The sequence below is a fragment of the Pantoea phytostimulans genome (assembly GCF_046118715.1).
GTDB lineage: Bacteria > Pseudomonadota > Gammaproteobacteria > Enterobacterales > Enterobacteriaceae > Pantoea > Pantoea phytostimulans.
The window spans coordinates 107716-130747 of sequence record NZ_CP173699.1; the positions used below are offsets into that span (position 1 = coordinate 107716).

General features: G+C 48.6%; 25 protein-coding genes. 11 read left to right on the top strand and 14 right to left on the bottom strand.

The window, feature by feature from the left end:
* Positions 1–505 precede the first annotated feature (505 nt).
* The 3 genes from ACF2G4_RS18980 to ACF2G4_RS18990 form a co-directional block, all read right to left on the bottom strand.
* Positions 506–1813 (bottom strand): MFS transporter, encoded by a 1308-nt coding sequence (locus tag ACF2G4_RS18980; protein WP_243079351.1) that lies wholly within the window; start codon positions 1811–1813, stop codon positions 506–508.
* A 77-nt stretch (positions 1814–1890) separates the two neighbouring features.
* Positions 1891–2838, bottom strand: coding sequence for a 2-hydroxyacid dehydrogenase (locus ACF2G4_RS18985; protein ID WP_409076145.1), 948 nt, complete (start codon positions 2836–2838; stop codon positions 1891–1893).
* 151 nt (positions 2839–2989) lie between these two features.
* Complete coding sequence (locus tag ACF2G4_RS18990) at positions 2990–3982, bottom strand: LacI family DNA-binding transcriptional regulator (protein WP_409076146.1); 993 nt, start codon at positions 3980–3982, stop codon at positions 2990–2992.
* 230 nt (positions 3983–4212) lie between these two features.
* On the opposite strand from ACF2G4_RS18990, the gene idnO reads away from it, so the two are divergent.
* Positions 4213–4977, top strand: coding sequence for a gluconate 5-dehydrogenase (gene idnO / locus ACF2G4_RS18995; protein WP_409076147.1), 765 nt, complete (start codon positions 4213–4215; stop codon positions 4975–4977).
* Between the two features lie 21 nt (positions 4978–4998).
* The gene (locus tag ACF2G4_RS19000) at positions 4999–5535 is read left to right on the top strand and encodes a gluconokinase (RefSeq protein ID WP_243079348.1); all 537 of its coding nucleotides are present in this window, start codon (positions 4999–5001) and stop codon (positions 5533–5535) included.
* A gap of 48 nt (positions 5536–5583) precedes the next feature.
* On the opposite strand, the gene ACF2G4_RS19005 is transcribed toward ACF2G4_RS19000, so the two are convergent.
* The 3 genes from ACF2G4_RS19005 to ACF2G4_RS19015 are packed head-to-tail and all read right to left on the bottom strand — an operon-like array spanning position 5584 to position 9236.
* Positions 5584–6981: a c-type cytochrome gene (locus ACF2G4_RS19005; RefSeq protein ID WP_409076148.1), complete on the bottom strand. Its 1398-nt coding sequence runs from the start codon at positions 6979–6981 to the stop codon at positions 5584–5586.
* Positions 6978–8636 (bottom strand): GMC family oxidoreductase, encoded by a 1659-nt coding sequence (locus ACF2G4_RS19010; protein ID WP_243079346.1) that lies wholly within the window; start codon positions 8634–8636, stop codon positions 6978–6980. Before ACF2G4_RS19010 ends, ACF2G4_RS19005 begins: the two co-directional genes overlap by 4 nt.
* A gap of 33 nt (positions 8637–8669) precedes the next feature.
* Entirely contained in the window at positions 8670–9236 is a 567-nt protein-coding gene (locus ACF2G4_RS19015; RefSeq protein ID WP_409076149.1) for a sugar dehydrogenase complex small subunit, read from the bottom strand.
* Positions 9237–9563: 327 nt separating this feature from the next.
* Here ACF2G4_RS19015 and ACF2G4_RS19020 point away from each other — a divergent pair, with 327 nt between their 5' ends.
* Positions 9564–10451 (top strand): siderophore-interacting protein, encoded by an 888-nt coding sequence (locus tag ACF2G4_RS19020; protein WP_409076150.1) that lies wholly within the window; start codon positions 9564–9566, stop codon positions 10449–10451.
* 176 nt (positions 10452–10627) lie between these two features.
* The gene (locus ACF2G4_RS19025; protein ID WP_409076151.1) at positions 10628–11317 is read left to right on the top strand and encodes a hypothetical protein; all 690 of its coding nucleotides are present in this window, start codon (positions 10628–10630) and stop codon (positions 11315–11317) included.
* Between the two features lie 58 nt (positions 11318–11375).
* Here the strand turns inward: ACF2G4_RS19025 and ACF2G4_RS19030 are convergent, their stop codons facing one another.
* Positions 11376–12005, bottom strand: coding sequence for an aspartate/glutamate racemase family protein (locus tag ACF2G4_RS19030; protein ID WP_409076152.1), 630 nt, complete (start codon positions 12003–12005; stop codon positions 11376–11378).
* A gap of 355 nt (positions 12006–12360) precedes the next feature.
* Here ACF2G4_RS19030 and ACF2G4_RS19035 point away from each other — a divergent pair, with 355 nt between their 5' ends.
* Positions 12361–12564 carry a hypothetical protein gene (locus ACF2G4_RS19035; RefSeq protein ID WP_215848466.1) on the top strand — a complete coding sequence of 68 codons (204 nt, stop codon included), beginning with the start codon at positions 12361–12363 and terminating at the stop codon, positions 12562–12564.
* Positions 12565–12645: 81 nt separating this feature from the next.
* On the opposite strand, the gene ACF2G4_RS19040 is transcribed toward ACF2G4_RS19035, so the two are convergent.
* From ACF2G4_RS19040 to ACF2G4_RS19050, 3 genes are all read right to left on the bottom strand, one after another.
* Positions 12646–12942: a hypothetical protein gene (locus ACF2G4_RS19040; protein WP_243079342.1), complete on the bottom strand. Its 297-nt coding sequence runs from the start codon at positions 12940–12942 to the stop codon at positions 12646–12648.
* 69 nt (positions 12943–13011) lie between these two features.
* A complete protein-coding gene (locus ACF2G4_RS19045; protein ID WP_215848468.1) occupies positions 13012–13236 on the bottom strand; it encodes a hypothetical protein in 225 nt (74 codons plus the stop codon).
* A 656-nt stretch (positions 13237–13892) separates the two neighbouring features.
* Positions 13893–14030 carry a hypothetical protein gene (locus ACF2G4_RS19050; RefSeq protein WP_215848469.1) on the bottom strand — a complete coding sequence of 46 codons (138 nt, stop codon included), beginning with the start codon at positions 14028–14030 and terminating at the stop codon, positions 13893–13895.
* A 367-nt stretch (positions 14031–14397) separates the two neighbouring features.
* Here ACF2G4_RS19050 and ACF2G4_RS19055 point away from each other — a divergent pair, with 367 nt between their 5' ends.
* Both ACF2G4_RS19055 and ACF2G4_RS19060 read left to right on the top strand, forming a co-directional pair.
* Positions 14398–14631 (top strand): DUF4060 family protein, encoded by a 234-nt coding sequence (locus ACF2G4_RS19055; RefSeq protein WP_215848470.1) that lies wholly within the window; start codon positions 14398–14400, stop codon positions 14629–14631.
* Positions 14632–14717: 86 nt separating this feature from the next.
* The gene (locus tag ACF2G4_RS19060) at positions 14718–14906 is read left to right on the top strand and encodes a hypothetical protein (protein ID WP_243079340.1); all 189 of its coding nucleotides are present in this window, start codon (positions 14718–14720) and stop codon (positions 14904–14906) included.
* A gap of 148 nt (positions 14907–15054) precedes the next feature.
* Here the strand turns inward: ACF2G4_RS19060 and ACF2G4_RS19065 are convergent, their stop codons facing one another.
* Positions 15055–16197 carry an MFS transporter gene (locus ACF2G4_RS19065; protein WP_409076153.1) on the bottom strand — a complete coding sequence of 381 codons (1143 nt, stop codon included), beginning with the start codon at positions 16195–16197 and terminating at the stop codon, positions 15055–15057.
* 142 nt (positions 16198–16339) lie between these two features.
* On the opposite strand from ACF2G4_RS19065, the gene ACF2G4_RS19070 reads away from it, so the two are divergent.
* Positions 16340–17095, top strand: a complete 756-nt coding sequence (locus tag ACF2G4_RS19070) for an IclR family transcriptional regulator (protein ID WP_409076154.1) — start codon at positions 16340–16342, stop codon at positions 17093–17095.
* A 143-nt stretch (positions 17096–17238) separates the two neighbouring features.
* Here ACF2G4_RS19070 and ACF2G4_RS19075 read toward each other — a convergent pair whose 3' ends face one another.
* Positions 17239–18288, bottom strand: coding sequence for an NAD(P)-dependent alcohol dehydrogenase (locus tag ACF2G4_RS19075; RefSeq protein WP_409076155.1), 1050 nt, complete (start codon positions 18286–18288; stop codon positions 17239–17241).
* A gap of 114 nt (positions 18289–18402) precedes the next feature.
* Here ACF2G4_RS19075 and ACF2G4_RS19080 point away from each other — a divergent pair, with 114 nt between their 5' ends.
* Positions 18403–18786, top strand: a complete 384-nt coding sequence (locus ACF2G4_RS19080) for a helix-turn-helix domain-containing protein (protein WP_215848473.1) — start codon at positions 18403–18405, stop codon at positions 18784–18786.
* Here ACF2G4_RS19080 and ACF2G4_RS19085 read toward each other — a convergent pair.
* A complete protein-coding gene (locus tag ACF2G4_RS19085) occupies positions 18783–19610 on the bottom strand; it encodes a helix-turn-helix transcriptional regulator (RefSeq protein WP_409076156.1) in 828 nt (275 codons plus the stop codon). The genes ACF2G4_RS19080 and ACF2G4_RS19085 overlap by 4 nt on opposite strands.
* A gap of 100 nt (positions 19611–19710) precedes the next feature.
* Between ACF2G4_RS19085 and ACF2G4_RS19090 the strand changes: the two genes are divergently transcribed.
* The gene (locus ACF2G4_RS19090; RefSeq protein WP_409076157.1) at positions 19711–20595 is read left to right on the top strand and encodes an SDR family oxidoreductase; all 885 of its coding nucleotides are present in this window, start codon (positions 19711–19713) and stop codon (positions 20593–20595) included.
* An 80-nt stretch (positions 20596–20675) separates the two neighbouring features.
* Here ACF2G4_RS19090 and ACF2G4_RS19095 read toward each other — a convergent pair whose 3' ends face one another.
* Entirely contained in the window at positions 20676–21497 is an 822-nt protein-coding gene (locus ACF2G4_RS19095) for a Cof-type HAD-IIB family hydrolase (RefSeq protein WP_215848476.1), read from the bottom strand.
* A gap of 255 nt (positions 21498–21752) precedes the next feature.
* Between ACF2G4_RS19095 and ACF2G4_RS19100 the strand changes: the two genes are divergently transcribed.
* Entirely contained in the window at positions 21753–23015 is a 1263-nt protein-coding gene (locus tag ACF2G4_RS19100) for a DUF1479 domain-containing protein (protein WP_409076158.1), read from the top strand.
* Positions 23016–23032 lie beyond the last annotated feature (17 nt).

Genomic DNA, 23032 nt, shown 5'->3' on the forward strand with positions numbered 1-23032 from the left:
CGATCGCTAATTCTCTTTAGCTAGCGCGGTTTCAACAGAAATAAATTTAACGTTTCTTTATTCCGTTCTGGAAAATGTCAACGCATGCTGTCTCCTGCCATCACGAAAATATTCTGCAAAACAGGCTTAACCAGGACGGTTATCACCTAATGCTAACAGTTGACTGCGCAACAGTTAATGCAGGAAATGGTTCATTAGTTTTTATATTTCAATAATAAGCCAAGCGGGATAATGTAATAGCATCCTCATAGCACTGGCATTCGAGCAGAGCGTTGCCATCTCGACTTAAAATCCAATAATAAATTTCTCTCTGTTTTTTGGGTTATTGGTCAGCGCTACAGCCGCAGCCCAGGATCAGGCTGCGGCAAACGCCTTTTTTTCTCACGTTTTATGATAAAACAGAGGCTAACTTTCTTTCCGTTAGTGATATTACTCAATAGAAATGAGTATTGCGCTAGCGACTATTACAGCAAAACAATAAGAGCTCTGTTTTAAATTATATATTTTAAACCTGATGCGGCTGCCGACGATCCTGTTTTTCACGTTTCGATGATTCATGAAGATCGCATGACGCGGGTAAAGATAGGCTGATCAATCCGGCAATTACTAATGAAGCCGCTAAAGCGCAGACGGCGACATTTTGGCCGTAAAGATAAATCATGATGCCGACCAGATAAGGACCACAAAATCCCCCTAAATTACCTAATCCATTAATGACGCCTCGTGCGCTGCCCGCGACTTCTGGCGAGGCAATACGTCCAGGAATAGACCAGAATGGGCTGGTTGCGGCTTTCAGGAAGAATCCACAGACCACCAACGCGATGTAGGCAGCCACGATGTGGTTGCGTAAAATCACTGATGCCAACAGCGCGGCAGCAAAGCAAAACAGTGAAATCATTACCCACATCCGACGTTTACCTGAACGGTCGCTGAACAGAGAAATAAGGTAAATACCCACCATGGTCGCGACAAAAGGCAGCACCGCCAGCAAGCCTACATTCGCCATATTTGCGCCTGTCAGATTTTTCAAAATACTCGGCAGCCACAAGGTGTAGCCATAATCACCGGTTTGATAGAAGAAATTGAGTGCGACCAGCTTCATCAATCCTTTATTACGAAAAACATCTTTAAGCGGCGCTTTGCTAACGGGTTGTTTGGACTGGCGTGCAGCGCGCTCACGGCTAAGCGCTTCAATCAAATATTCTCGTTCACGTTCCGGTAACCATCGAGCTTCTTCTGGTCGGTCACTGATCACTAACAGCCACACCAACAACACGACGGCAGAGAGTAAGCCTTCGATGATAAATAACCACCGCCAGTCTGCCATGTTGATGATCATGCCCGAAACAGGTGCCGTTAACATGCCACCCAGCGGCGCAAACATCATGACAAAAGCGTTGGCGCGGCCCAGCTCTTTTTCCGGGAACCAGTTGCTGACCATGGTTAATACCACTGGCAGCATCCCACCTTCAGAAACACCCAAGACAAAGCGTAGCGCCAACAGTTGATAGTGATTGGTCACAAATCCAGTCGCTATTGAAACCACCATCCAGGCTATTAACGACCAGGCGATAAAACGTTTACCACTGCCATTTACCGCAATACGGCCACCGGGCACCTGTAAAAAAAGATAACCGATAAAAAAGATGCCGCTGGCAATGCCCGCCATCTGACTGGTAATGGCAAGGTCCTGCTCCATGCCGCCGGGTAAAGCAAAACTGATATTTACGCGATCCATAAAGGAGATGATGCAGGTAATCAGAATCGGGGCTATCACGCGCAGCCAGCGTGTTCCGGGTATCTTATTGTTCATATCACGCCCTCTGTTTTAAGCAATACGCAGCCTTAACGATGGGCCAGAAGCTCATCGTTATTGCAAAATTGAGTGAGTTAAATTGCGTTTGGTAGAGTTTGCTGCTTGAAAAAGGCATCAACGTTGGCGTAAACCACGTCGCGCATTTTTTGTCGGGTTTCATGGGTAGCGCTACCGACATGCGGCTGTAAAACCACATTCTCTAACGCTATAAGCTCAGCTGGAACCTGAGGTTCATCTTCAAAAACGTCTAAAGCAGCGCCTGCTATTGATCGGTTTTGCAAGGCAGTGATTAACGCCTTCTCATCCACTAAAGATCCGCGAGCGATATTAATCAGCCAGGCATGTTTCGGCATTGCAGCCAACACAGAATCGTCAATTAGTCCACGCGTCTCTTCACCGCCCGATGCAGCAACCACCAGGAAATCGCTTTCTTGAGCCAATGAAATTAAATTATCTCGGCATACATACGGCAACGCGGGTTTAGCGCTTCGACTGAAATAACTGACTGCCATATCGAAGGCTGCAGCACGCTTAGCAATAGCGCGCCCAATGTTGCCCATCCCGACAATACCGATACGTTTATTACTTACCTGAGTGCCGAGTGGCGGAGCCTGTGTAATCCACTGACCTTGTCGTACAAACTTATCACCGGCAACCAGATTACGCGCCCCGCTTAAAATCAGGCCGAGCGCCATATCCGCGACATCATTGGTCAAAACGCCAGATGTGATAGTGACAGCGATATTATGCTGACGGGTGTAATTCAAATCTACGCCATCCGTTCCAACACCGAAAATAGCGATTAAACCCACATCAGGCAGGTGCTCAAGCACCGCGTTACTTACGCCGACATCGCCACGCGTAACCACCGCGCGGACTGCGCTGCCATGTTGATTAAGCCATGCCAGTGGCTCAGCTTGTTCGTAAAGGCGAAAGACCTCAAAGCTATTGCTCAGCTTTTCCAACAGTGAGTCAAGAACAGGTGCGATTAATAAAACAGTGTGTCGGGTAGATGAAGTCATCAGCATTCCTCATAACAGTTACGTTCGGCAGATGACCTCTATTAAAGGCGATTTTGAGCTTTTTTTTGTGACTAAGGTCACGTCAAATAGTGTTACTAATTTGTGTTACCGATGTCGTGATCTTGCTGACTATTCAGGTAGTTGGAAGGGTTCAGATCGTCGCACCCATCGATAACCGATAATGCAGATCAACCTGCTCAATGGTTGGCTGGTGACGCAGTTTTTTAATCAGAATCTCTGTCGCAATCTTGCCCATTTCAAAACGTGGAGTGATCACGCTCGCCAGCTTTGGCGTTGTTACCTGACCAATTTCTAAACCATGAAAACCCGCAATTGCTATTTTTTCAGGTACGTTGATGCCTGCTGCCCGGCACTCCTGTAACACGCCAACGGCTAAGTCATCATTGGTACAAAGAATGCCGTCCATATCAGGATACATCTGGCGGGCTAGCGTCATCATGCCGGTTCCAATCGACACCGAAGAGACCTTATTCGGCACAATGCGGCCATCAGGTAACGCTGCGGCGCTCATCGCTGCACGGTAGCCTGCGTAACGCTGCTCATCACGAATATCTGACATCGATCCAAAATAGATAACGCGCTTTTTGCCGCTACCAATCAACATGTTGGTCATATCAAACCCGGCGCGATAATTATCAAAACCCACATTGATACGTCCCGGGGTTTGACTCAGACCCATCACTTCAGCCACCGGAATGTGAGCTGCTTTTAAATATTTTTCTGCGCGTACGGTATGTGCCGATTCAGTTAACAACAGTGCTTTAACATTGAAAGCTAATACCGTCGCAATTTGTTCTTCTTCACGCTGGCTATCGTAATCATAATTAACCACCAATGTCTGGTAGCCTTGCGTCGCCGTAACCGATTCTATACCCGCTAATAAATCAGCAAATATCTGATTATGAAAAGAGGGAATTAATACGCCAATGCGCGGCATAGCCTGACTTGCCATGGCAGGATTATCAGCATCCGGTTGATACCCGACTTCTTCAATAACGCTGGCGATGCGTTCAGCCGTTTCAGCTTTCACTTTCTCTGGGGTACGTAAATAACGGCTTACCGTCATTTTTGTTACACCCGCTAGCGTTGCGATATCGTGTAACGTGATGCGCTGCATTTTCATTGACTCTTTCCGTTGAACGTCCATCCCGTCTGCATAGTATGCCCGGCGAAACAGCAATGTTGAATCCCTGGAAGCCGCGTAATGCGGCGATTTAACTGCAAAATACGCGATGCCTCACAGCAAGTGTAACTGAGTTTTGTAACATCATTTAAAGTGATCTCCATCACAGTTTTGTTGGCTGTAAAACCGTGAGATAGCATCATCAATTTCGCAATCAAGGCGAGTTTTCGATGAATACACTTTTCAGTCTGGCAGGTAAACGTATTTTGCTGACTGGTTCAGCGCAGGGGATCGGCTTTGTTATGGCGCGCGGTTTAGCTGAACAAGGGGCGGAGGTGATTATTAATGGCACCCATGCTGAGCGTGCTGAAAACGCGGCAATGAAATTACGCGATGAGGGATTCACTGCCCATATTTCGTTGTTTAATGTTGCCGATGAAGCAGCCGTTGAGCAGGCCATTACGCAGATTGAAAATCATATTGGGCCGATTGACGTATTGTTTAACAATGCTGGCATCCAGCGGCGACATCCCTTTACTGAATTTCCGCTGAACGAATGGAATGATATTATTGCCACCAATCAAACCGGCGTATTCATTGTTTCGCAATGTGTAGCCAAAAGAATGGTGGCACGTAAAAAAGGCAAAATTGTTAATATCTGCTCAATGCAAAGTGAATTAGGCAGAGACACCATTACGCCTTATGCAGCAGCAAAAGGTGCGGTAAAAATGTTAACGCGCGGCATGTGCGTCGAGCTGGCTCGCCATAATATTCAGGTGAATGGCATCGCACCCGGCTATTTCCAAACGCCGATGACGCAAGCACTGGTCGATAACGCTGAATTCTCAGAATGGCTCTGTAAACGTACGCCAGCAGCACGTTGGGGTAATCCTGAAGAACTGGTTGGCGCTGCCGTTTTCCTCTCATCAAAAGCCTCTGATTTTGTTAACGGCCATCTGTTATTTGTAGATGGCGGCATGTTGGCGGCAGTGTGATCTTATTAAGGAGAAACTGAGATGGCAGGACAATGCATTATCGTGATGGGCGTTTCCGGTACAGGTAAATCAACTGTGGGTATGGCGCTGGCAGAAGCGGTCCATGCCAAGTTTATTGACGGTGATGATCTTCACCCGCGTTTTAATATCGTGAAAATGGCAGCAGGCGAAGCATTAAATGATGATGATCGTATGCCTTGGCTTGAGCGGCTCTCTGATGTCATTTTTAGCCTTGACCAGAAAAGTGAATCGGGTGTCTTGGTCTGTTCTGCGTTGAAAAAACGCTATCGCGATAAACTCCGTACGGGAAACCCGAATCTGCGCTTTATCTGGCTTAACGGTGACTATGAATGTGTGCTTGAACGCCTGAAATGCAGACAAGGTCATTTCATGCCTGAAGCGTTACTTTTAAGTCAGTTTGCCACGTTAGAAGCGCCAGACGAGGAAGAGAACGACGTCATATCGATAAATATCGCACCTTCACTCAGCCAAATTGTGAATCAATGCGTAGATATTTTACGTGCAGATACACCCTTGCCTGCTCGTCTGGCATCTTAATAGTGCGTTTCATGCCTCGTCAGAATGAGGCATGAAAACACCTTTAGTTTATTTAATGTTGCTGCGTCGTCCTCGTCGCCAGAGCACGATAACCACGAGTAGCACCACCATAGCGACGATAATGCCCGGCAAAATCCACGGCTGTGCTTGTGCCAGTACCGGTGGATGTCCACCTTTGCGAATCCAGGCGACATCACCTGCCGTTACGCGAACCTCAGCATTTCCATAATTGTGCAGGACAAAGTTACTGATTTCTGCGATTTGTTGATCTGTCAGCTTATCAACGTAAGAAGGCGAACTAAAACCCGGCATCAGGACGTCACCGTCTGCGGTTTTACGCTGAACGCCGAACAAAATAGCGGCAATCAGGTTGTTGGGGTTACGCATTCCCGTCGCCGTATTGTGAAACAGAGAAGGATAAGCCTGATTCACACTGCCTGCGCCATCTGGCTGGTGGCAACTGGCGCAATTGCCGCTAAATAAAACGTCTCCATTGCTTAAGCTGTGATTAGCATTATTCGGGTTGCGCCCACGAATGCTGTTTTCAACATCCATAGGTTTACCATATTGATAAGCGGGTTGAGTCTCCCCTTCTTCCCGAATGGGAGCCGTGCTTTTCAGGTAAACAGCGATAGCATTGAGATCGCTTTCAGGAAGATATTGCAGGCTATTTTCTACCGCTTCAGCCATGCCGCCTGCGGCCTGATTTTTGCCCTCTGCGCGGCCGGTTTTTAGATACTGGACCAACTCCTGATTCGACCATCCGCCAATGCCGCTAATCGGGTCAGAGGTAATATTTGGCGCATACCAGCTGCCAAGCGGTCCACCCGCCAGCGGTTGATCGCTTTTTTCCTGCATCAAGACGCCTCGTGGCGTATGGCATGTATTGCAGTGCGCAAGCCCGTTTACCAGGTAATTACCGCGATTCCATTCTGCGCTTTGGCTGGCATCGTTTTGATAGGGTTCTTTATCCGCAAACAGCAGGTTCCAAAAGGTCATACTGAAGCGCATGTTGAAGGGAAAAGGTAAATCGGTCTGTTGATTAGCCTGCTCGACCGGTTTCACCCCGTGCATGAAATAGTAATAGAGCGCATGGAGATCCTCATCCGTCATTTTACTGTAAGAGGTATAAGGCATAGCGGGATAGAGTTTTGCGCCATCGGCGCGCTCGCCCAGGCGAACAGCATTTGAAAATTCAGCCTCGCTATACTGTCCAATACCGCGCGTGCCGGGGGTGATATTGGTGGAGTAGATCGTTCCCATAGGCGAAGCGATGCCGTAGCCGCCGCTAAATGCACTCTTGCTGCCGGGCGCGGTATGACAAGCCTGGCAGTCGGATGCGATAGCGACCTGTTCGCCTCTGGACAAGAGATCGCTATTGGGGGTTTCAGCCTGCGCACTTAGTGTCATCATGGCGGCGAAAGAGGTGATCAGCAGGCGTTTCATGCGAACTCCTTCATGCGCAGGCTGATGTCATGAGCCGCTTTTAAGCCTAATGCCGCCATCGTCAGCGTGCTGTTGACCACGCTGGCAGACGGAATCGCGCCGCCGCCAGGAAGCCAAAGGTTTTCATGGTCAAAGGCCCGACAATTACCATCTACCACGGCATCTTTACCACTTTTCCCCATGATCACGCCGCCCATAATATGGTTATTGGCGTTCAGACCTTGGCTGATCATGAACTCCTTACCATTAAATAATTGCCCGATCTTTTCGAGTTGCACATGTGAGGCTTCGGCACCTTTACGCACATAGTCGCCCACATCGTAATAGATATCGGGGCATGGCAATCCATGCGGGTCTTTACGGGTTTTACTCAGAGTTAAGCGGTTTTCAGGATCCGGCAGGGGTTCAAGGCTAATGGAGAGATCAACGCTGTGTACCGCGCGGTAACGAATCTCTTCGTCCAGCTCTTTACCCACCAAGCCTTTCGCTAAAGCCTGCTGTGTTGCCGTCACGACGCGCGAGATATTATTCAGAATGACTTTATTGGCTGAATAGTCACGACGGAATTCCCCATCGCGATAGCCCACCATACAGCTGCTTTGAGCGGGTCCACGACCAAGCCAAACCGGCTCTTTCGTCAAGAAGGAGCAGTGGAAGCCGGAGTGATCCATCATGTTTCGACCAACCATGTCAGAACCATTGGCAATCCCGTTGGGATTAGCGTCATTAGCCGCCATGAGCAGTAAACGCGGCGTCTCAATGCCATTGCAGGCTAATGCAAAAGCGTTAGCCGTAACTTTATGAGAGGCGCCGGTGTTATCCAGCCAGTGAACAGCAGTGATACGGTTGTTATTATCGGTATCCATTTTGTAGACCACCGCTTCTGCCAATACCACCGCTCCTGCTCGCTCAGCACGTTCTACATGGTGAATACCGTTGTACATCGCTCCGATGGGGCAGATGGGTTGGCAATTGTTGTTGCCGCAACAGGTGGGACGCCCTTCCCAAGGGCGCGTGCTGCGGCCTTGCGGTATCGGCACCAGATTGTACCCATGAGGATTGACCACGCTGGCGAAATAATTATCACCATGAGCAAAGGGCACCATATCCATCGGATAAGGCTGACTACGTTCTACCGGCGATTGTTTGGCAGGATCATTCGGGCCAGCCACCCCAATTTCATTTTCCGCTTTGCAATACCAGGGTTCCAGTTCGTCATAACTGATAGGCCAGTCGCGGCCCACCCCATATTTTGACTGCATGACAAAGTCACTTGGGTGATGGCGCCAGCAGGATGCGGCCCAGTGCCACGTTGTTCCACCCACGGTGCGCAAATAGCCTTGTTGGAAGCTCGACGCATTTGGGCCTGTGACATTGACGTAGTTGTTACGCGGAAAATAGAGTGGCGCCGGGGCAAATTTTGACTGCGGATAAAGCCCCTGAAAATCTGATCCTGCACGATTTGCAAAGGGCATGTTGCGCCAGTTCTCTACCGCTTGAGCACGATCAATTCGCAAGCCAGCTTCCAGCACCAGCACAGAGTATCCTTGACTGACTAACTCATTAGCCATCATGCCGCCAACGATACCTGAGCCCACAATAACAATATCTGCTGAGGCGTCGCCTTGAGCAGTAAATACCGGTTGTTTATTCATTTTTTATATTTTCTAAATACGTTTCTAAGGGAGTTAAAGGCTGGCGATCAAACCGTCATTTTCAACGGGAACAGGCGCAGTCCACCACATCGGACCCTTGCTACAATAGGTTGGTACAACCAATCCATCGCGCACGGTTTGGTACATCAGGGCCTGTTTATAGGCGACCAACGTGCCGTGATAATCATCACCTACCGTTCCGGTATACCAGGCTGTAACAATCTGATAGAGAAATTCGTTTAAGCCTGCTTGCGTGGCTTTAGTCATGAACTGCCTGGCATCGATTCCCGCTATCGCTAATCGTTCTAGTTGGGAAATACGGGCGACAAATTGCGGATCGCGTTGAGTAAATACTTCAAGGAAACGTGCTGCCAATGCACTATCGATTTGCTTATGTTCAGTAATCGTTTGTGACACGGTAATGAAGGCTTTCACCGGATCACTGGCGCTGGCGATTGTGGCGGCAAAAGAGACACCCGGTATCGCAGCAATAGCGCCGGTAAGGGTTAATCCAGCAACCGCACAGAGGAATTCTCGACGAGTGGAACCGGTTCCATTTTTATTTAAAGCTGCACTTTTTGTAGCTGATTCGTGCTTCATGGGTTTTCCTGGTTAGAAGGACAAGCTTTGAAAGGTGATGCAGATCACGGATATTACCGCTTCGTTCCTGTTTTTGTTAATGAGATATAGCGAAAAGATGTCGCCATGTTAATAAATTCGCTCTAAATGATAATTTTGTTTCTTAAACAACCGTCTTATGCGGATGTGCATCGAAGCTTGTTCACTTTCTGTTGCGGATATAACACGCTGGCCTAAGCCGTCATCCTGAAATTCGATTGGACAGTGCAAGTAATGGATGATAATAATTCTCGTTTATGACGGGATCAGGCTAGCCCGCCCTTATCTGACGTTTTGGAGAATCACTGCATGGCAGCCGGGTATCGTCTATTTAACGTTCACTTAGAAAGCAAAACTCTGCTTTCACCTTCAATGCTGCGCTGCGTGTTTGCCGGTTCCGAAATCAGTGAGATGAAACTTGATGGCCCCGATCAACGCATAAAGTTGCTGTTTGCCGCTGAGAACGGTGAATGGACGCGCATGTCTGTGAGCGATACCTGGTACGAAGATTATCTGGCGCTGCCGAGACATTGCCGACCTCTGTTACGCACCTATACCCTGCGCGCCGTATCGCGCGAAAGGCAGCAGGCGGTGGTTGATTTTGTTATGCATGGTGAAACGGGTCCGGCTTCTCGCTGGGCTTATAATGCCCGGCCCGGTGATGAATTGCAGATCGTCGCACCGAATGCGTTGGCCGAAACAGACAGCGGCGGCTATGAATGGCTTCCTCATGAACAGGTTCAGCAAGCTTTACTGATCGCCGATGAAACGGCGCTGCCTGCAGCCATGGGTATTCTGGAGGCGCTTGCACAGCAAACAAGCCCCCCGACAGTTCGGGCATTTTTTGAAGTGCCTTTAAGGGCAGATTGCGTGATGCAGGGCGATTTCCCCTTCGCGGAAATTACGTGGTTACCGCGTGAGGAAACCGGCAGTACCGTTTGGGGAGAACGCTTGCTGGCAGCGATCAGGCAAGACGTGCCGGTTCCTGCGCTTGCCTGCAAACCACAGAATGGCGAGTTGCCTGAAACAGGCGAGGATGAGTTATTGTGGGAACGAGCTGAAGGTAATCAGCCTTTTTACGCCTGGGTTGCTGCTGAATCTTCAGCCGTGAAGCGCCTGCGCCGTTATCTTCTTGATGAGTGCTGTCTTGATCGCAGCACCCTCAACTTTATGGCTTACTGGTCATATCGTGCGTGATAGCCGTTATTGACAGGGCTATAAGCCACGTGATTTTAAGCCAGAGCGGGTGAACTGTCGGTTGTTCCACAAAAATTCAGGAACAAATAACCCTGCTCTCTTTAATACAATTAATTACCTGTTAATTCCTCTGGGGCCGATTAAAATAAGGGAAATTTTTTATTGAGAAATTCATAATGCCAAATATTGATGTGCACAAAGACGATGCGCAATTTATGCGTGATTTACTGGATGAGGACGTGGTGAAAATTGATTCAGCCTCCATTCATGCCGACAGAATTCAGCAATCTCTTCACATCGCTATAGCGCAGAAGAATATTGAAATTGAGACAGACTGGAAGCGTTCAACCACCTTTCTGGCTCTTTTTCTGTTTCTTTATGCCGCACTTGGCGCCTCACTTACCCTCGATTTATCTGCAAGCGAAGCGGGTCATAAAAGTATTGAATATGCTTTGCAGGCTATCCCCGTATTGATTGCTTTTTCAGGTTTCTTTATCTCTATTCTTTTCCTGTTTATTAGTCGAGCCAGCGCCCGTAAACAGGTTGACTGGGAAAAAACCATTCATACCTTAGAAAAATACTCTGTGGGAAATTTGTTCAAATTAACCCATTCTCAGGGTGCGGGAACCAGCAACTATTCCCTTCCTTCCATTTATATCTCGCTCGCGTTATTTATCTGCTTAACCTGGATGATCATTTATAACTACCTGACTTTCACCACCAGTGGCGTCTTTGGTAGCGTAATATCTCTGTTCATCAGCACAATGACCTACGTTATTTTGGATATTCAGTTACTGAAGCCTTTTAAGCACGCGGCAGAAACGACGCAGATTGACGCCAAAAAAGAAGATGAAAACCAAGGCTGATCAGATTTGAGTACCTTGCAGAATCGTCAGGCATCACGCTGGCGATTCTGCCACGCTATTAGCGCCCTAACTGGCTGGCAAATAATCCGGCAGCGCGTACCGCATCCACTGAAATCTGGCCAAGTTGCTGATTAATCGCATCAGCAAGACCAATAGTTGAGAAACCGGTGCAAGAGAATGCAATGACTTCAATGCCCTGTCGGTAAAGCTCATCCGCGCAGGCCAGCGCGATCTGTCGTCCCTGAGGTGACAGGAGATCGGTAGTATTTAATACCCCTTCAGGCCGTGCATAGATAACCGACTCGCCGAGCAGCGCTTTGAACGGACGCGGTGCTTCCGCCCCAATTCCCATTACCGCAACGGGGCGTTGTAGCATCGCCGCAATACTGGCGGAGGCGCTACCGGCGCTAATAACCGGTATCGTTACTGTTTTGCGCAGCGCCTCTAATCCCGGATCGGCAGCACAGCTCAGGAAAATGGCATCACATCCTTCCGCCTGAAACTGCTGGCCTAGCGCAATGATTTTCGGCACGGCAATCGCTTCGCTGGTGTCGTCAAAAATGCCTTTTGGCTGATCGGGTATGCAACGACTTATCGAATCCAGTCCATATTGCTGGTGAATCAGCCGCCCATGCTCTTCAACAAAATTCTGATCATGGTGGGTAAGTACCCGAATAATTCCTAACATTTTACAATCCCGTTAAAGCCAATGAGAGAAGGTTGTTAGCAGAACACTGCCGCGATACATATTTAACAAGAGGATATAACGCGTAAAAAAAATACCGTCTACCGACAGTCAAGCACGGGAAATAATAAGCGTTGTTACTCAATGATAAATTCCGATTACCATCTTGGCCTTGACCATTCCGTTGATGTTTTCCTTATTACCGCGTCGGGTTTGCGTGGTTACCACGCTTTTATTCTCTGGCGCAAACTTGAGATGCTGAGCTGCACTGATAAATGTCTGCCATTGGTCTTTGTCTGAATGCGTGTGCTGAAAACCCAGGCTACGCTCAATGGATACCGAGACAGAGGAGAAACTCATGAAATTTGATAATCAAGATGCGTTTGAACTTACGATGGCATTCATGAACCGCAAAGAGAACATTTCTAGTGCCACAGGTTATTTCAAATCATTCGTTGAAACCTACCAAAAATTTGATCGATGGTTAACGTCGCCCGATCCGATAAAAGCATTAGCGGATGAAAAAACAGCGGCAAAAGCCAAAGAAGAGACGCTGTTCTAGGTCTTGGTTCCTGTTATTTGTTTCAGGTAATGATTGAGTCGTGCAGTTACGCGAAACGCTTAATGCACGGCTAATCTCACACTAACTTTTACTGAGAGAATAGCTGAAGACTTTGCCGTTTTTCATCTGCACTGTTAGCGTTTTCCCTTCGGTAGTATCCATTGCTCTGGCTTCGCTGTAAGTCCATTTCAGAAGTTGTTGTCCATCAGGATAAGGCGTTTCTGCATTGGGTTGGCCGAACAACGCAATCAACTCTGGTTTAGTCGTCACCCCTTTTTGGATTTTCTGAAAGCCGGCGTTATCAATATTTCGCCCAACAGAGTTAGAGCAACCGCAGAGCAACAGAATGATGCCAGCAACGACTAAAGCTTTGTTCACACTCTGATTCCTGTAAGAAAGTCTGACTCGGGTCTTAACGAATAAAAAACCGCCCGTAGGCGGCTCTCTTTATTTTGTTTCTTCTAGCTCAAGCGCATCCTGAATAGCATCCGCAAGGTTTGCAATTTCATTCGCTACAGCCTGTAAATCCCAGGCTGCTTTAGAACCGTTAGCGGATGTTGCTGCACTGACAGATTTTTCCGCTACCGCTAACGCAGCCGCTACGGCGACCGTACGCTTGTGCTGCTCTTGCGTAACGCCTGCTGATGGCAGTCCAAAATAATCGTTAACCATTGCCTTTCCCTTTTTAATCCTTTGAAGCTACACCTTAACTTTTGAGCCCTGCTTCGTGAAGCTAATTATTGCGTTTGTTTAGCACATCAGACAAATCTCTCAGGCGCTTCGTCTGTATTCTGTACCAGTGCATACCTTCACCCATAAAAAAACCGCCCTTAGGCGGTGAAAATTATTAAGCTTTTTATATTCAGTTATTTAACTGAATCTGGCAGTTCTGTTTTTGTATAGTTATACAGTTTTCCGTTGCAATGCAAAGGCCCAACCCGACCGGCTTCTAGTAGCATTTGCTCAAGGACATTTTCAAAGACGGATGTACCATGATGGGCGCGCAAAATGCACATCTGTCTTAAAACTGATTCTTTCGGCATATTACCGCGCAATGCGGACGTGAGCATTAAAGATGCCCACCTTCTGACTTCAGGGTCTGTAAGCACAATTACCTCCTTCATCCGATGTGGGTAACATGTAGTTTAGCCAGGTTACATTTATCACACTAAGTAATTATCAGAAGTGTGAGCTAAGCGGAATTTTTACTACAAGCGTCGCTTTACTTCGCTCGCTAAGCGGGATCTTAATCGACGATCAAACGCTGAAAAATGGCTGAAGAAACATTGTTTAAGTGAAAGAGCCGCCCGAAGACGGCTCAGCTGAACTTAACGTTCGGGAAGGTCATCCTCAGGAAACTCAGAGTCTTCCGGCGCTTCTTCATCATCACCGGGTATATAGTCGTCGTCGCCAGGAACCTGATTACCTCCAGGAAGCGGGTCAATATCATCGGGTCTTTCTGACATATATTCCTCCTGTTACCCATGTGGGTAAAAGAAGTTTAGCTTCAGGATAAACGGTCTATTTAAGGAAATTGCTGACTTGTGATTCAAGCGTAAATCTGCAAAATTTTAAGCAGCATCCGCTTGGCTCTATAGCGATCTTACGTTCTCTGCCTCATTAATTTCAGGTACTGATCGCGCGCCTTAGGGCTTAACATTTTGCTCAATCTGGCACGCTTTTTTATGCCGTCATTGCGTTGTCATAAAACACGTGCAACGTTTTACACTATTATAATGTTGTTGTTAGCAGTCAGATGTTCAGTGTTTATAAACCCCGTCGTAGCAGGCTTTCCGTACAGCTTGCATTCTGGTAAAGCATTTGAGGAACTGAATGAAGCAAATCATCCGCGGTGATAAAGAACCTTCCCATATTCTTGCAGCAACTCGAGCGCTAGAAGCGCACTACTCCCGCTACGGAGAAGGCAATAAGTATCATCCTGTCATCTATTCCATCGCCTACCGGGCCAGATATTATCAGATAGAGGTTATAACCCGACGTGAAACGATGGTTGCTTCCGTGATCACGGGCGTGCGTAAACTTACCCATCTCTCTGGCGCTGCCTGAGATCGTGTTAAAGAGCGCTGGCTCAACTTGAGCTCTCGCCGATTTAACGCTAAAGATAGACGTATCGGTTTTAAAAGAGGGACAGCATGATGCAGAAAAAGAAATGGTTCGTTTCCTATGCGGTAAAACCCAAAGAGCAGGAAACAAAAACATTCCATACCTTCATCGAGGGCCTGGATGTTGAGGAAGAGTTGGAAAAGCACATCTTTGAAATCAAAGAGTTGATGGAACTGGAAACAGAAGAAATCACCGTAATTTCTGTTAGCTTGGTTTAATGTGATTAGCCGTTCAGTTGGACGTTTTTGTCAGCCAGCCAATTCAGGCTAACGAAACCTTCCCTGGCGAAGAAAGGCGACCTTTGCTCAGGGTCGCCTTTTTAATGTCATCCGCAGATTTATTCTATCTACCCATAGTGATTAAACATCAGGTGGATGGCATGTTTTCGCTGCTTTGTTTACGTTGGGTAAACCAGAGAAATGCGCATGAAAGCCCGGCTAGCAACGCAGCGCCAGAGAATATCCATGAAACATTGCCGGGAATGAACACCATGAATGAAGACAAAAACTGCCCAGAAAATATCGCCATGGCAAGATAAGCCAGGTTTCGTCCGCGCACCGCTTCTTCGCTGTGATCCACCGTCATATGGTTTACCAAGGGAATTGACAGGCCGAATCCGCATCCGAGCAAAACACCCCCAAGCATGAAAATAGGCAACGCCGCAGCGAATGAAAACATCAAATGTGCGGCAAGGTAACAGACAAAAGCGATGATCAGCGTACGATGGCCACCAAGTTGTTTCATAACTTCAGGCATGACCGCAGCGGCAATCACCGCAATCAGTGAAATGAAAGAGAGGAAATAGCCCGTTTCAGCTGCGCCAATACCCTGTTGATGGAAATATTCTGGAATCAAAATGATCGCAGTGAAAAAACTCACCATGGATAACAGCGCAGCCATATAAACCGGTTTAAGTACCCCTGAAACGGGGGTTTTGGCGACCTCACTTTTCTGAGGTGCAACAGGATGCGGCACGAAACGCAGCTGCATCAGCAGCAATACCCAGCCCATCAAATAGAGCAAAAAGGGCCAACGCCAGCTCAGTGTTGCAAGAATGCCGCCGATAAACAGAAAGATGACTCCGCCGAGTTCAATCGACATGCCCTGACGGGCAATCATTTTCAAGCGAGCATCGTCTTGATAGAAGCTGGAAATTAAGCCCGTACCTGCCGACATGACAATGGCAGTCGCGCCGCCAAGCAGCAAGCGATCAAGCATAATGGCATAAAAACCATGAAGGAAAACGCCACCTGCGCCCAATACACCATACAAAAATAGGCCCCACGCTAAACTGTGCCAGGCGCCGAAGCGATCGATCAGGCGGCCAGCCAAGGGGCCAAATACCACAACACCAAGAGAAGGTACCGTAACTAACCAACTGGCGGCATGACTTACGCCTAATGCGGGCGCGATTTCACTTAATCCAGGGACAATGACGCAACCCACCATAATAGTAAGGCATGCCACGCCGAGTAACGTAAACGCCCCTGCATTTCGAAGTTCAGCCACAGAATCACCCTTGCCATTTATCCGCATATTGGTTTGTTTATCCATTATACGGATAGCGTGCACAATGACGAGTGTTGCCGCTGAATAAAACATTCATGGTATATTCTCCGCCTGCTGTAGGCGAAACGGTAAGGAGAGCGGAATGAGTGAAGCAAACGAAAATCAGGGTTCACAGGTGATTATACGTGCGGCTCAGATTCTGCGTGCGCTTGAAAACCAACCGCTAGGGTTATCGATTACTGCGTTAGCAAAAGAGACGGGATTGCCACGCACGACAGTGCATCGTTTGGTGATGTCGCTGGAATCTCAACAACTTCTGATCAACGGCGTTAACGGCGTGCAGCTGGGCCCGGCTTTAGCTCGCCTCGCGGCTTCTGCCCATACCGATCTCGTGACCCTCTCTCGCCCCGCTATGGAAATGTTAAGCCGGCGTACCCATGAAACGGTTAATCTCAGTGTTTATCGCGGCATGCATGTCGTGCTGGTCAGCCAGTATGCTTCGGATCAAGAGCTACGGGTGATCTCTCCATTGGGAACAGCGTTTCCTTGCCATTCCTCTGCCCATGGCAAGGCACTTTGGGCTTCTCAACCACCAGCCAATATCGATACATTCCTTAAATCAGGTCTGGACGCACGAACAAAAAGTACAATCACTCACAAACAGGCGTTACTCACGGAACTGGAAACAGTACGCAATGCAGGGTTTGCCATCGATCGCGAAGAGCACGCACGCGGGGTATGCGCCATTGGCGTGGTATTGAATACGCATCTCAGCGAACAATATGCACTTTCTATTGCTGTCCCAGCCCTGCGCTTTGAAGAGAAATATGATTCTCTTTTATCGATGTTGATGCAGTGCAAAGCAGAAATTGAAACATTGCTTGATGTCGCAAATTGAGCCTGCTAGACGAAACAGTATGCCGAAATCAATGTTTTCACCTGTTACGAGAACGCGTAACAGGATGTTGTAACTATGAACTAAAAAGATTTGATGATGTCACTGTCTGGTAATGACCTGCCATAACAGCAGGCCTTTAATTATCACCAGTGGGTTTTTTGCATATCAATAACGAAGCGATATTTCACATCACTCTTTAACATGCGTGCAAACGCAGCTTCAGTTTCATCACCCTTAATCATTTCGACATCGGCGGTAATGTTGTGTTGCCCACAGAAATCCAACATCTCCTGCGTCTCACGAATGCTGCCGATCGAGGTGCCGGTAATGCTTAAGCGACGAAAGACCATCGGCGTCACGTTGGGTGATGGATGCGGCTGATCGGGAATCCCTACCAACACCAGATGACCATTGGTTTTTAGCGTGGCGAGATAAGGATCGAGGTCGTGAGGCGCTGCGACACAATCCAAAATGATATCCAGCGAAGTTTGGCACGCTGCCATTTGTTCAGCATCACGTGAAACCACAACGCGTTTTGCGCCCAAGCGCAGAGCATCTTCACCTTTGTTCGGCGAAGTGGTGAACAAGGTGACTTCCGCGCCCAATGCGCTAGCCAGCTTAACCGCCATATGACCCAAGCCGCCTAAACCAATCACACCCACGCGATCACCGGCTTTTACATTGAAGTGGCGCAGCGGCGACCAAACGGTAACGCCCGCGCACAACAGCGGCGCAACCGCGTTTAATGGCAAGTTATCTGGAATAGAAACGACGAAACGATGATCGGCCACCACATGCTGTGCATAACCGCCAAATGTCGTGCCGCCAGTATATTTATCGGTACCGTTATAGGTTGGTGTGAAGCCTTCAGCACAGTATTGCTCTTCCTGCTGCTGACAGAAATGGCAGTTGCCGCAAGAATCGACCATGACGCCAACGCCGACAATGTCACCCGTGTTGAAGTTAGCGACGCTCTCACCCGTTTCCACGATGCGTCCCACGATTTCATGTCCCGGAACCAACGGATAGCGGCTTACGCCCCACTCGTTACGGGCCATATGCAAGTCAGAATGACACACGCCGCAATAGAGAATTTCAATCTTAACGTCATCAGCTTGCATGTCGCGCAGTTCAACTTGACCCGCTTTTAGTGGCTGTGATGCATCATCGGCAATCAGTGCATTAATTTTCATTGTGGCCTCCTGAATCTCTGCCGTTCTGGCAGAAAAGAAAGCGACACACTATAGACATGAGGCCCCCAAGTTGATAGTAGTTACCTTTTAGTTACCGTCTATTAAGGAGAGGATATGCCTGCCTGGATCGAAGGGAAATTATGCTTTTTTGCCGATTCGCCACCGCGTAGATTGCTTGAACTGTTCGCAGTGAAATGGAGCACCATGGTGTTGCATGCGCTCTATCACTGGCCGAAAAATTGCGCGCGTACCGGCGAGCTTGAGCGAAGCCTGCAGGGCATTTCAAAAAAGATGTTGATTCAAACCTTACGTGAGCTTGAGCAGCGCGGATTAGTTTCGCGTTATGTGTATGAAGTGGTTCCACCCAAAGTGGAATACAGTTTGACGCCGTTAGGAAAAACATTCGCCGAGCCCATTGAGGTGATGTATCAATGGGGGCTTGATAATCAGGCGGCGCTGGATGAAATGGAAGCGAATGCTCGCACCGCGAAGCATTAAGCTGATTTACGGGCCATCAGGCGCGCAAGCTTGTCACGATCGACGTCACTGGCAGGATTGAATACCACCAGACTCAAGCCGGGTTTACCCTCAACGGTAAAAGTACTGTATTCAAGATCAATCAAGCCCTCCTCAGCGATGAAAAGTTGTTTAAAGCCTTCGCCGTAATGACTGACATCTTGCGATTGCCACATTTCAGAGAAGGTAGGGCTGAACGATGAGAGTTCTTCGATGAGCGCCTGAGCATGCGAACTGGCACCGGTGCGAGTGATATCGGCACGAAAGTTTGCCACTAAACGACGGGCCGCCGCTTCCCAGTTAGGCAGTGCAAGACGTTTCTTTGCCTCATCTTTAAACAACATTTTCATTACGTTACGCTGTTCCGGTGGCAATGCGGCGTAATCGACAAAGAGTGTTGCAGCAGATCGGTTCCAGGCAACGACCTGCCATTCGGCGGTTTTAACCAATGCCGGCGTCATCGTCATGCTGTCCAAAACGCGTTGAAGTTGTGGGGAAACGCAGATACCACTCTGATATTCGACGCCAGGCAATCGATTTTGCGCCAGCAAAAACAGATGTTCGCGTTCGGCGGCTGACAGATCCAGCGCCTGAGCCAGACGCTCTAAAACCTCTGTCGAGGGTGCGCCACCACGGCCTTGCTCCAGCCAGGTATACCAGGTTGCGCTTACGCAGGCCCGCATCGCAACCTCTTCTCGCCGCAAGCCTGGCGTGCGGCGACGTTGCATTGAATAACCCAGTTGTGCGGCATCCAGACGAGTTCGTCGGTCACGTAGGAAATTCCCAAATCGGTTATCTTCGCTCATCACGCATCCTGTTAGTTTCAATACCGGTATAACGTCACGTCTTTTCGCATTTTATTGACGCTCTATCATAGGTTAACACCAAACCCTGAGGAGCAGGATTATGCGAATTTTTGTGACGGGCGCGAGCGGTTTTATCGGTTCAGCCGTAGTCGACACGTTATTAAAACGGGGCCATCACGTCGTGGGTTTAGCCCGCAGTGATGCGGCCGCTGAGCAACTCAACGCGCTGGGTGCCGAAGTGACGCGTGGCTCGCTAGAAGATATCGCGAGTTTGCAGTCAGCCGCTGAACAGGCTGATGGCGTTATCCATACAGCATTCATACATGATTTCAGCCGCTTTCAGCATTCTGTTGAGGTCGATCAACGGGCGATCAATGGATTAGGCGATGCGCTGGCAGGCAGCAACAAACCCTTGATTGTGACATCCGGCACCATGTTATTGCCGCTTAACCATCTGGCGACCGAACAGAGCCCTACTGAAATGGGACGCAACCCGCGCGCGATGTCCGATATGGCCGCGCTGGCATTGGTCGGACGCGGGATCCGCAGCGCATTGGTGCGGCTACCGCCAACCGTTCATGGCGCGGGCGATCATGGTTTCATCCCGATGCTAATTGCGCTGGCGAAGCAAAACGGTGTTGTTGTCTATATCGACGAGGGCGAGAACCTTTGGCCGGCGGTTCACCGCTACGATGCGGCAAAACTGTTTTGTTTGGCGGTGGAGCACGCGGCGGCGGGCACATCACTGCATGCTGTTCAGGAACAGGGTATTTCTTTCAAACAGATAGCAAAAGTGATTGGAACCGGACTTAACCTGCCCGTAAAGTCAGTGACGCTGGAGGAAGCACCGCATTATCTTAGTTGGATGACACACTTTGTGGCGGCCAATAACCCCACCTCAAGTCGCTGGACGCAAGAAACGTTGGGTTGGCTACCTTCAGGACCGGATCTGCTCAGCGACTTACGCAACACAGATTATTTTTGATTGTTATAACGGCATGTATTGTCAGTGTTAAACAGCAAAAGGGCCGCATCTGCGGCCTTTTTGCTGTGTGGTTAACGCCGTTAATCAAATGGGAATTCACGCGCCAAAACGCGAGAAATAACGTTCAATGCACCTTCATCATTATTGTTTTCCGTTTTGTAACGGGCCACAGCGCTGACCGAGTCCACCGCATTTGCCATCGCAAAGCTAAAATAAGCCTGACGCAACATCTCGATGTCATTCGCGCTATCGCCAATAGCCAGAACTTCGCAATCGCTGATGCCCCATTTTTCTTGCAGCAAGGCGATACCGTGCGCTTTATGGCAACCCGGAATAATTAAATCGATAAAACCAAAGCCGCTGGAAACGGGATGCATGATGTTTTCAACTTCGCCGAGTTGCGTATGTAGGCGTTCCAGCAGTGCATCAACGCCTTCGTGGGCAAGATTGAGCGAGAATTTAAAAATGGTGTCATCAATGTCGTAAAGATCGTCGCGCTTTTCCAGTCGATAGTAGTGATTCGTCAACATGGCAACGACGTCATCCGATATCGATGAATGCACATAGGCTCCTTTTTTACCGCATACGACGGTGCTGATTTCAGGCTCTTTCGCCAAAATATCCAACACCTGATGCACTTTTTCTTTGGCTAACTCACCGCAAAAGATCTCTTCATTGCTGTCAGAAACCCACGCGCCATTTTCAGCAACAAAGGCGATTTCATCTTTGAGTTCGGGAAAATAGCGCTGCAATTGATAATATTGATTACCACTGGCTACAACAAAACGGATGCCCTTCTCTTTCAATAACGCATATTGGCGCGAAAACCGTTGGACGTTGTACTGCTTGTTTTCATCCAAAAACGTACCATCCATATCAACTGCAATCATTTTTACTGCCATTTCGCCCACCCCTTTGCTGACGCCGTGTTGTCCTTTCGGCTTGTTAACGTGATGCCTAAAGCTTAATCGCTGTGTGGATTAATGAGAATTCAAATAATGAGTTTGTGAAGCGGTTTAGGAGCGTTCCTTAATGAATCCTGTGTTATCGCTCACGCTTTTTGTCGTTGCATTAATGTTAATCTCTCCTCTATTATTACGAACGAAGACTACAAAACTTACGTTCGAAACTCAACCCTGTATCTGGCGGAGCGATATATGACAGTAAAATCACAGGCAACACCTTTACCTCAAGATATCAAAATGGCCATTCGACAACTGAAGCAGCAGCTCCGCCAGCAAATTGGCGATGTTGATGCGCTGTTTGCCAAGATTTGCAGCCGTATTGAAAAGTCGATTGAAGATGCAAAAGCGGATGAATTAAAAACCGGTAGTGCCTGGCCGAGCATCACGTTGCAGCAAATCGCAAACAATGCGGTTTCGAATGAAACCCGCGATCATATCAAACAACGCGGCTGTTTAGTGGTGAAACAGCAGTTTTCTCATGAGCAGGCGCTTGCCTGGGACAAGTCGATGCTCGACTATCTGGACGCCAATGATTTCGACAAACAGTATCGTGGCCCCGGCGATAACTTTTTCGGGAGCCTTGATGCTTCACGTCCAGAAATCTACCCGATTTACTGGTCTCAGGCGCAGATGCAGGCGCGACAAAGCGATGCGATGAATCAGGTTCAGTCGTTTCTTAATCGCTTATGGAGATTCGAATCCGAGGGCAAACAATGGTTTGATCCCGATGTGAGCGTTATTTATCCCGATCGCATTCGCCGACGTTTGCCTGGCACCACCTCCAAAGGATTAGGTGCGCACACCGATTCCGGTGCGCTGGAACGCTGGTTGCTTCCCGCCTATCAAAAAGTTTTTGCCTCTGTTTTCAGTGGCGATATTGATGCTTACGATCCCTGGAATGCGGCTTATCGTACCGAAGTGAATGAGTACGATGTGCCGGATACCACGAAATGCTCGGTGTTCCGTACTTTCCAGGGTTGGACAGCGTTATCCGATATGATTCCAGGTCAAGGCTTGCTGCATGTGGTTCCCGTGCCAGAAGCTATGGCATACGTGCTGCTGCGGCCACTTCTGTCTGATGTTCCTGATGATGAACTGTGCGGCGTTGCGCCGGGCAAAGTCCTGCCCATCAGTGAGAAATGGCATCCACATCTGATAAAAGGATTAAGTTCCATTCCAGCGCTTGAAGCGGGTGATTCCGTATGGTGGCATTGCGATGTCATTCACTCAGTGGCACCGGTGGAAAATCAGCAAGGTTGGGGCAATGTGATGTATATACCCGCTGCGCCGCTGTGTGAAAAGAATCTGGCTTATGCACATTTGGTGGCGAAAGCGCTGGAGCAAGGCCGCTCACCGGGAGACTTCCCGCCAGAGAATTATGAAGCTGAATGGAAAGGTCGTTTCACGCTGGCAGATTTAAACCTCAACGGCAAACGTGCGCTGGGCTTAGCCTGATGACGATCCGCGTCGCC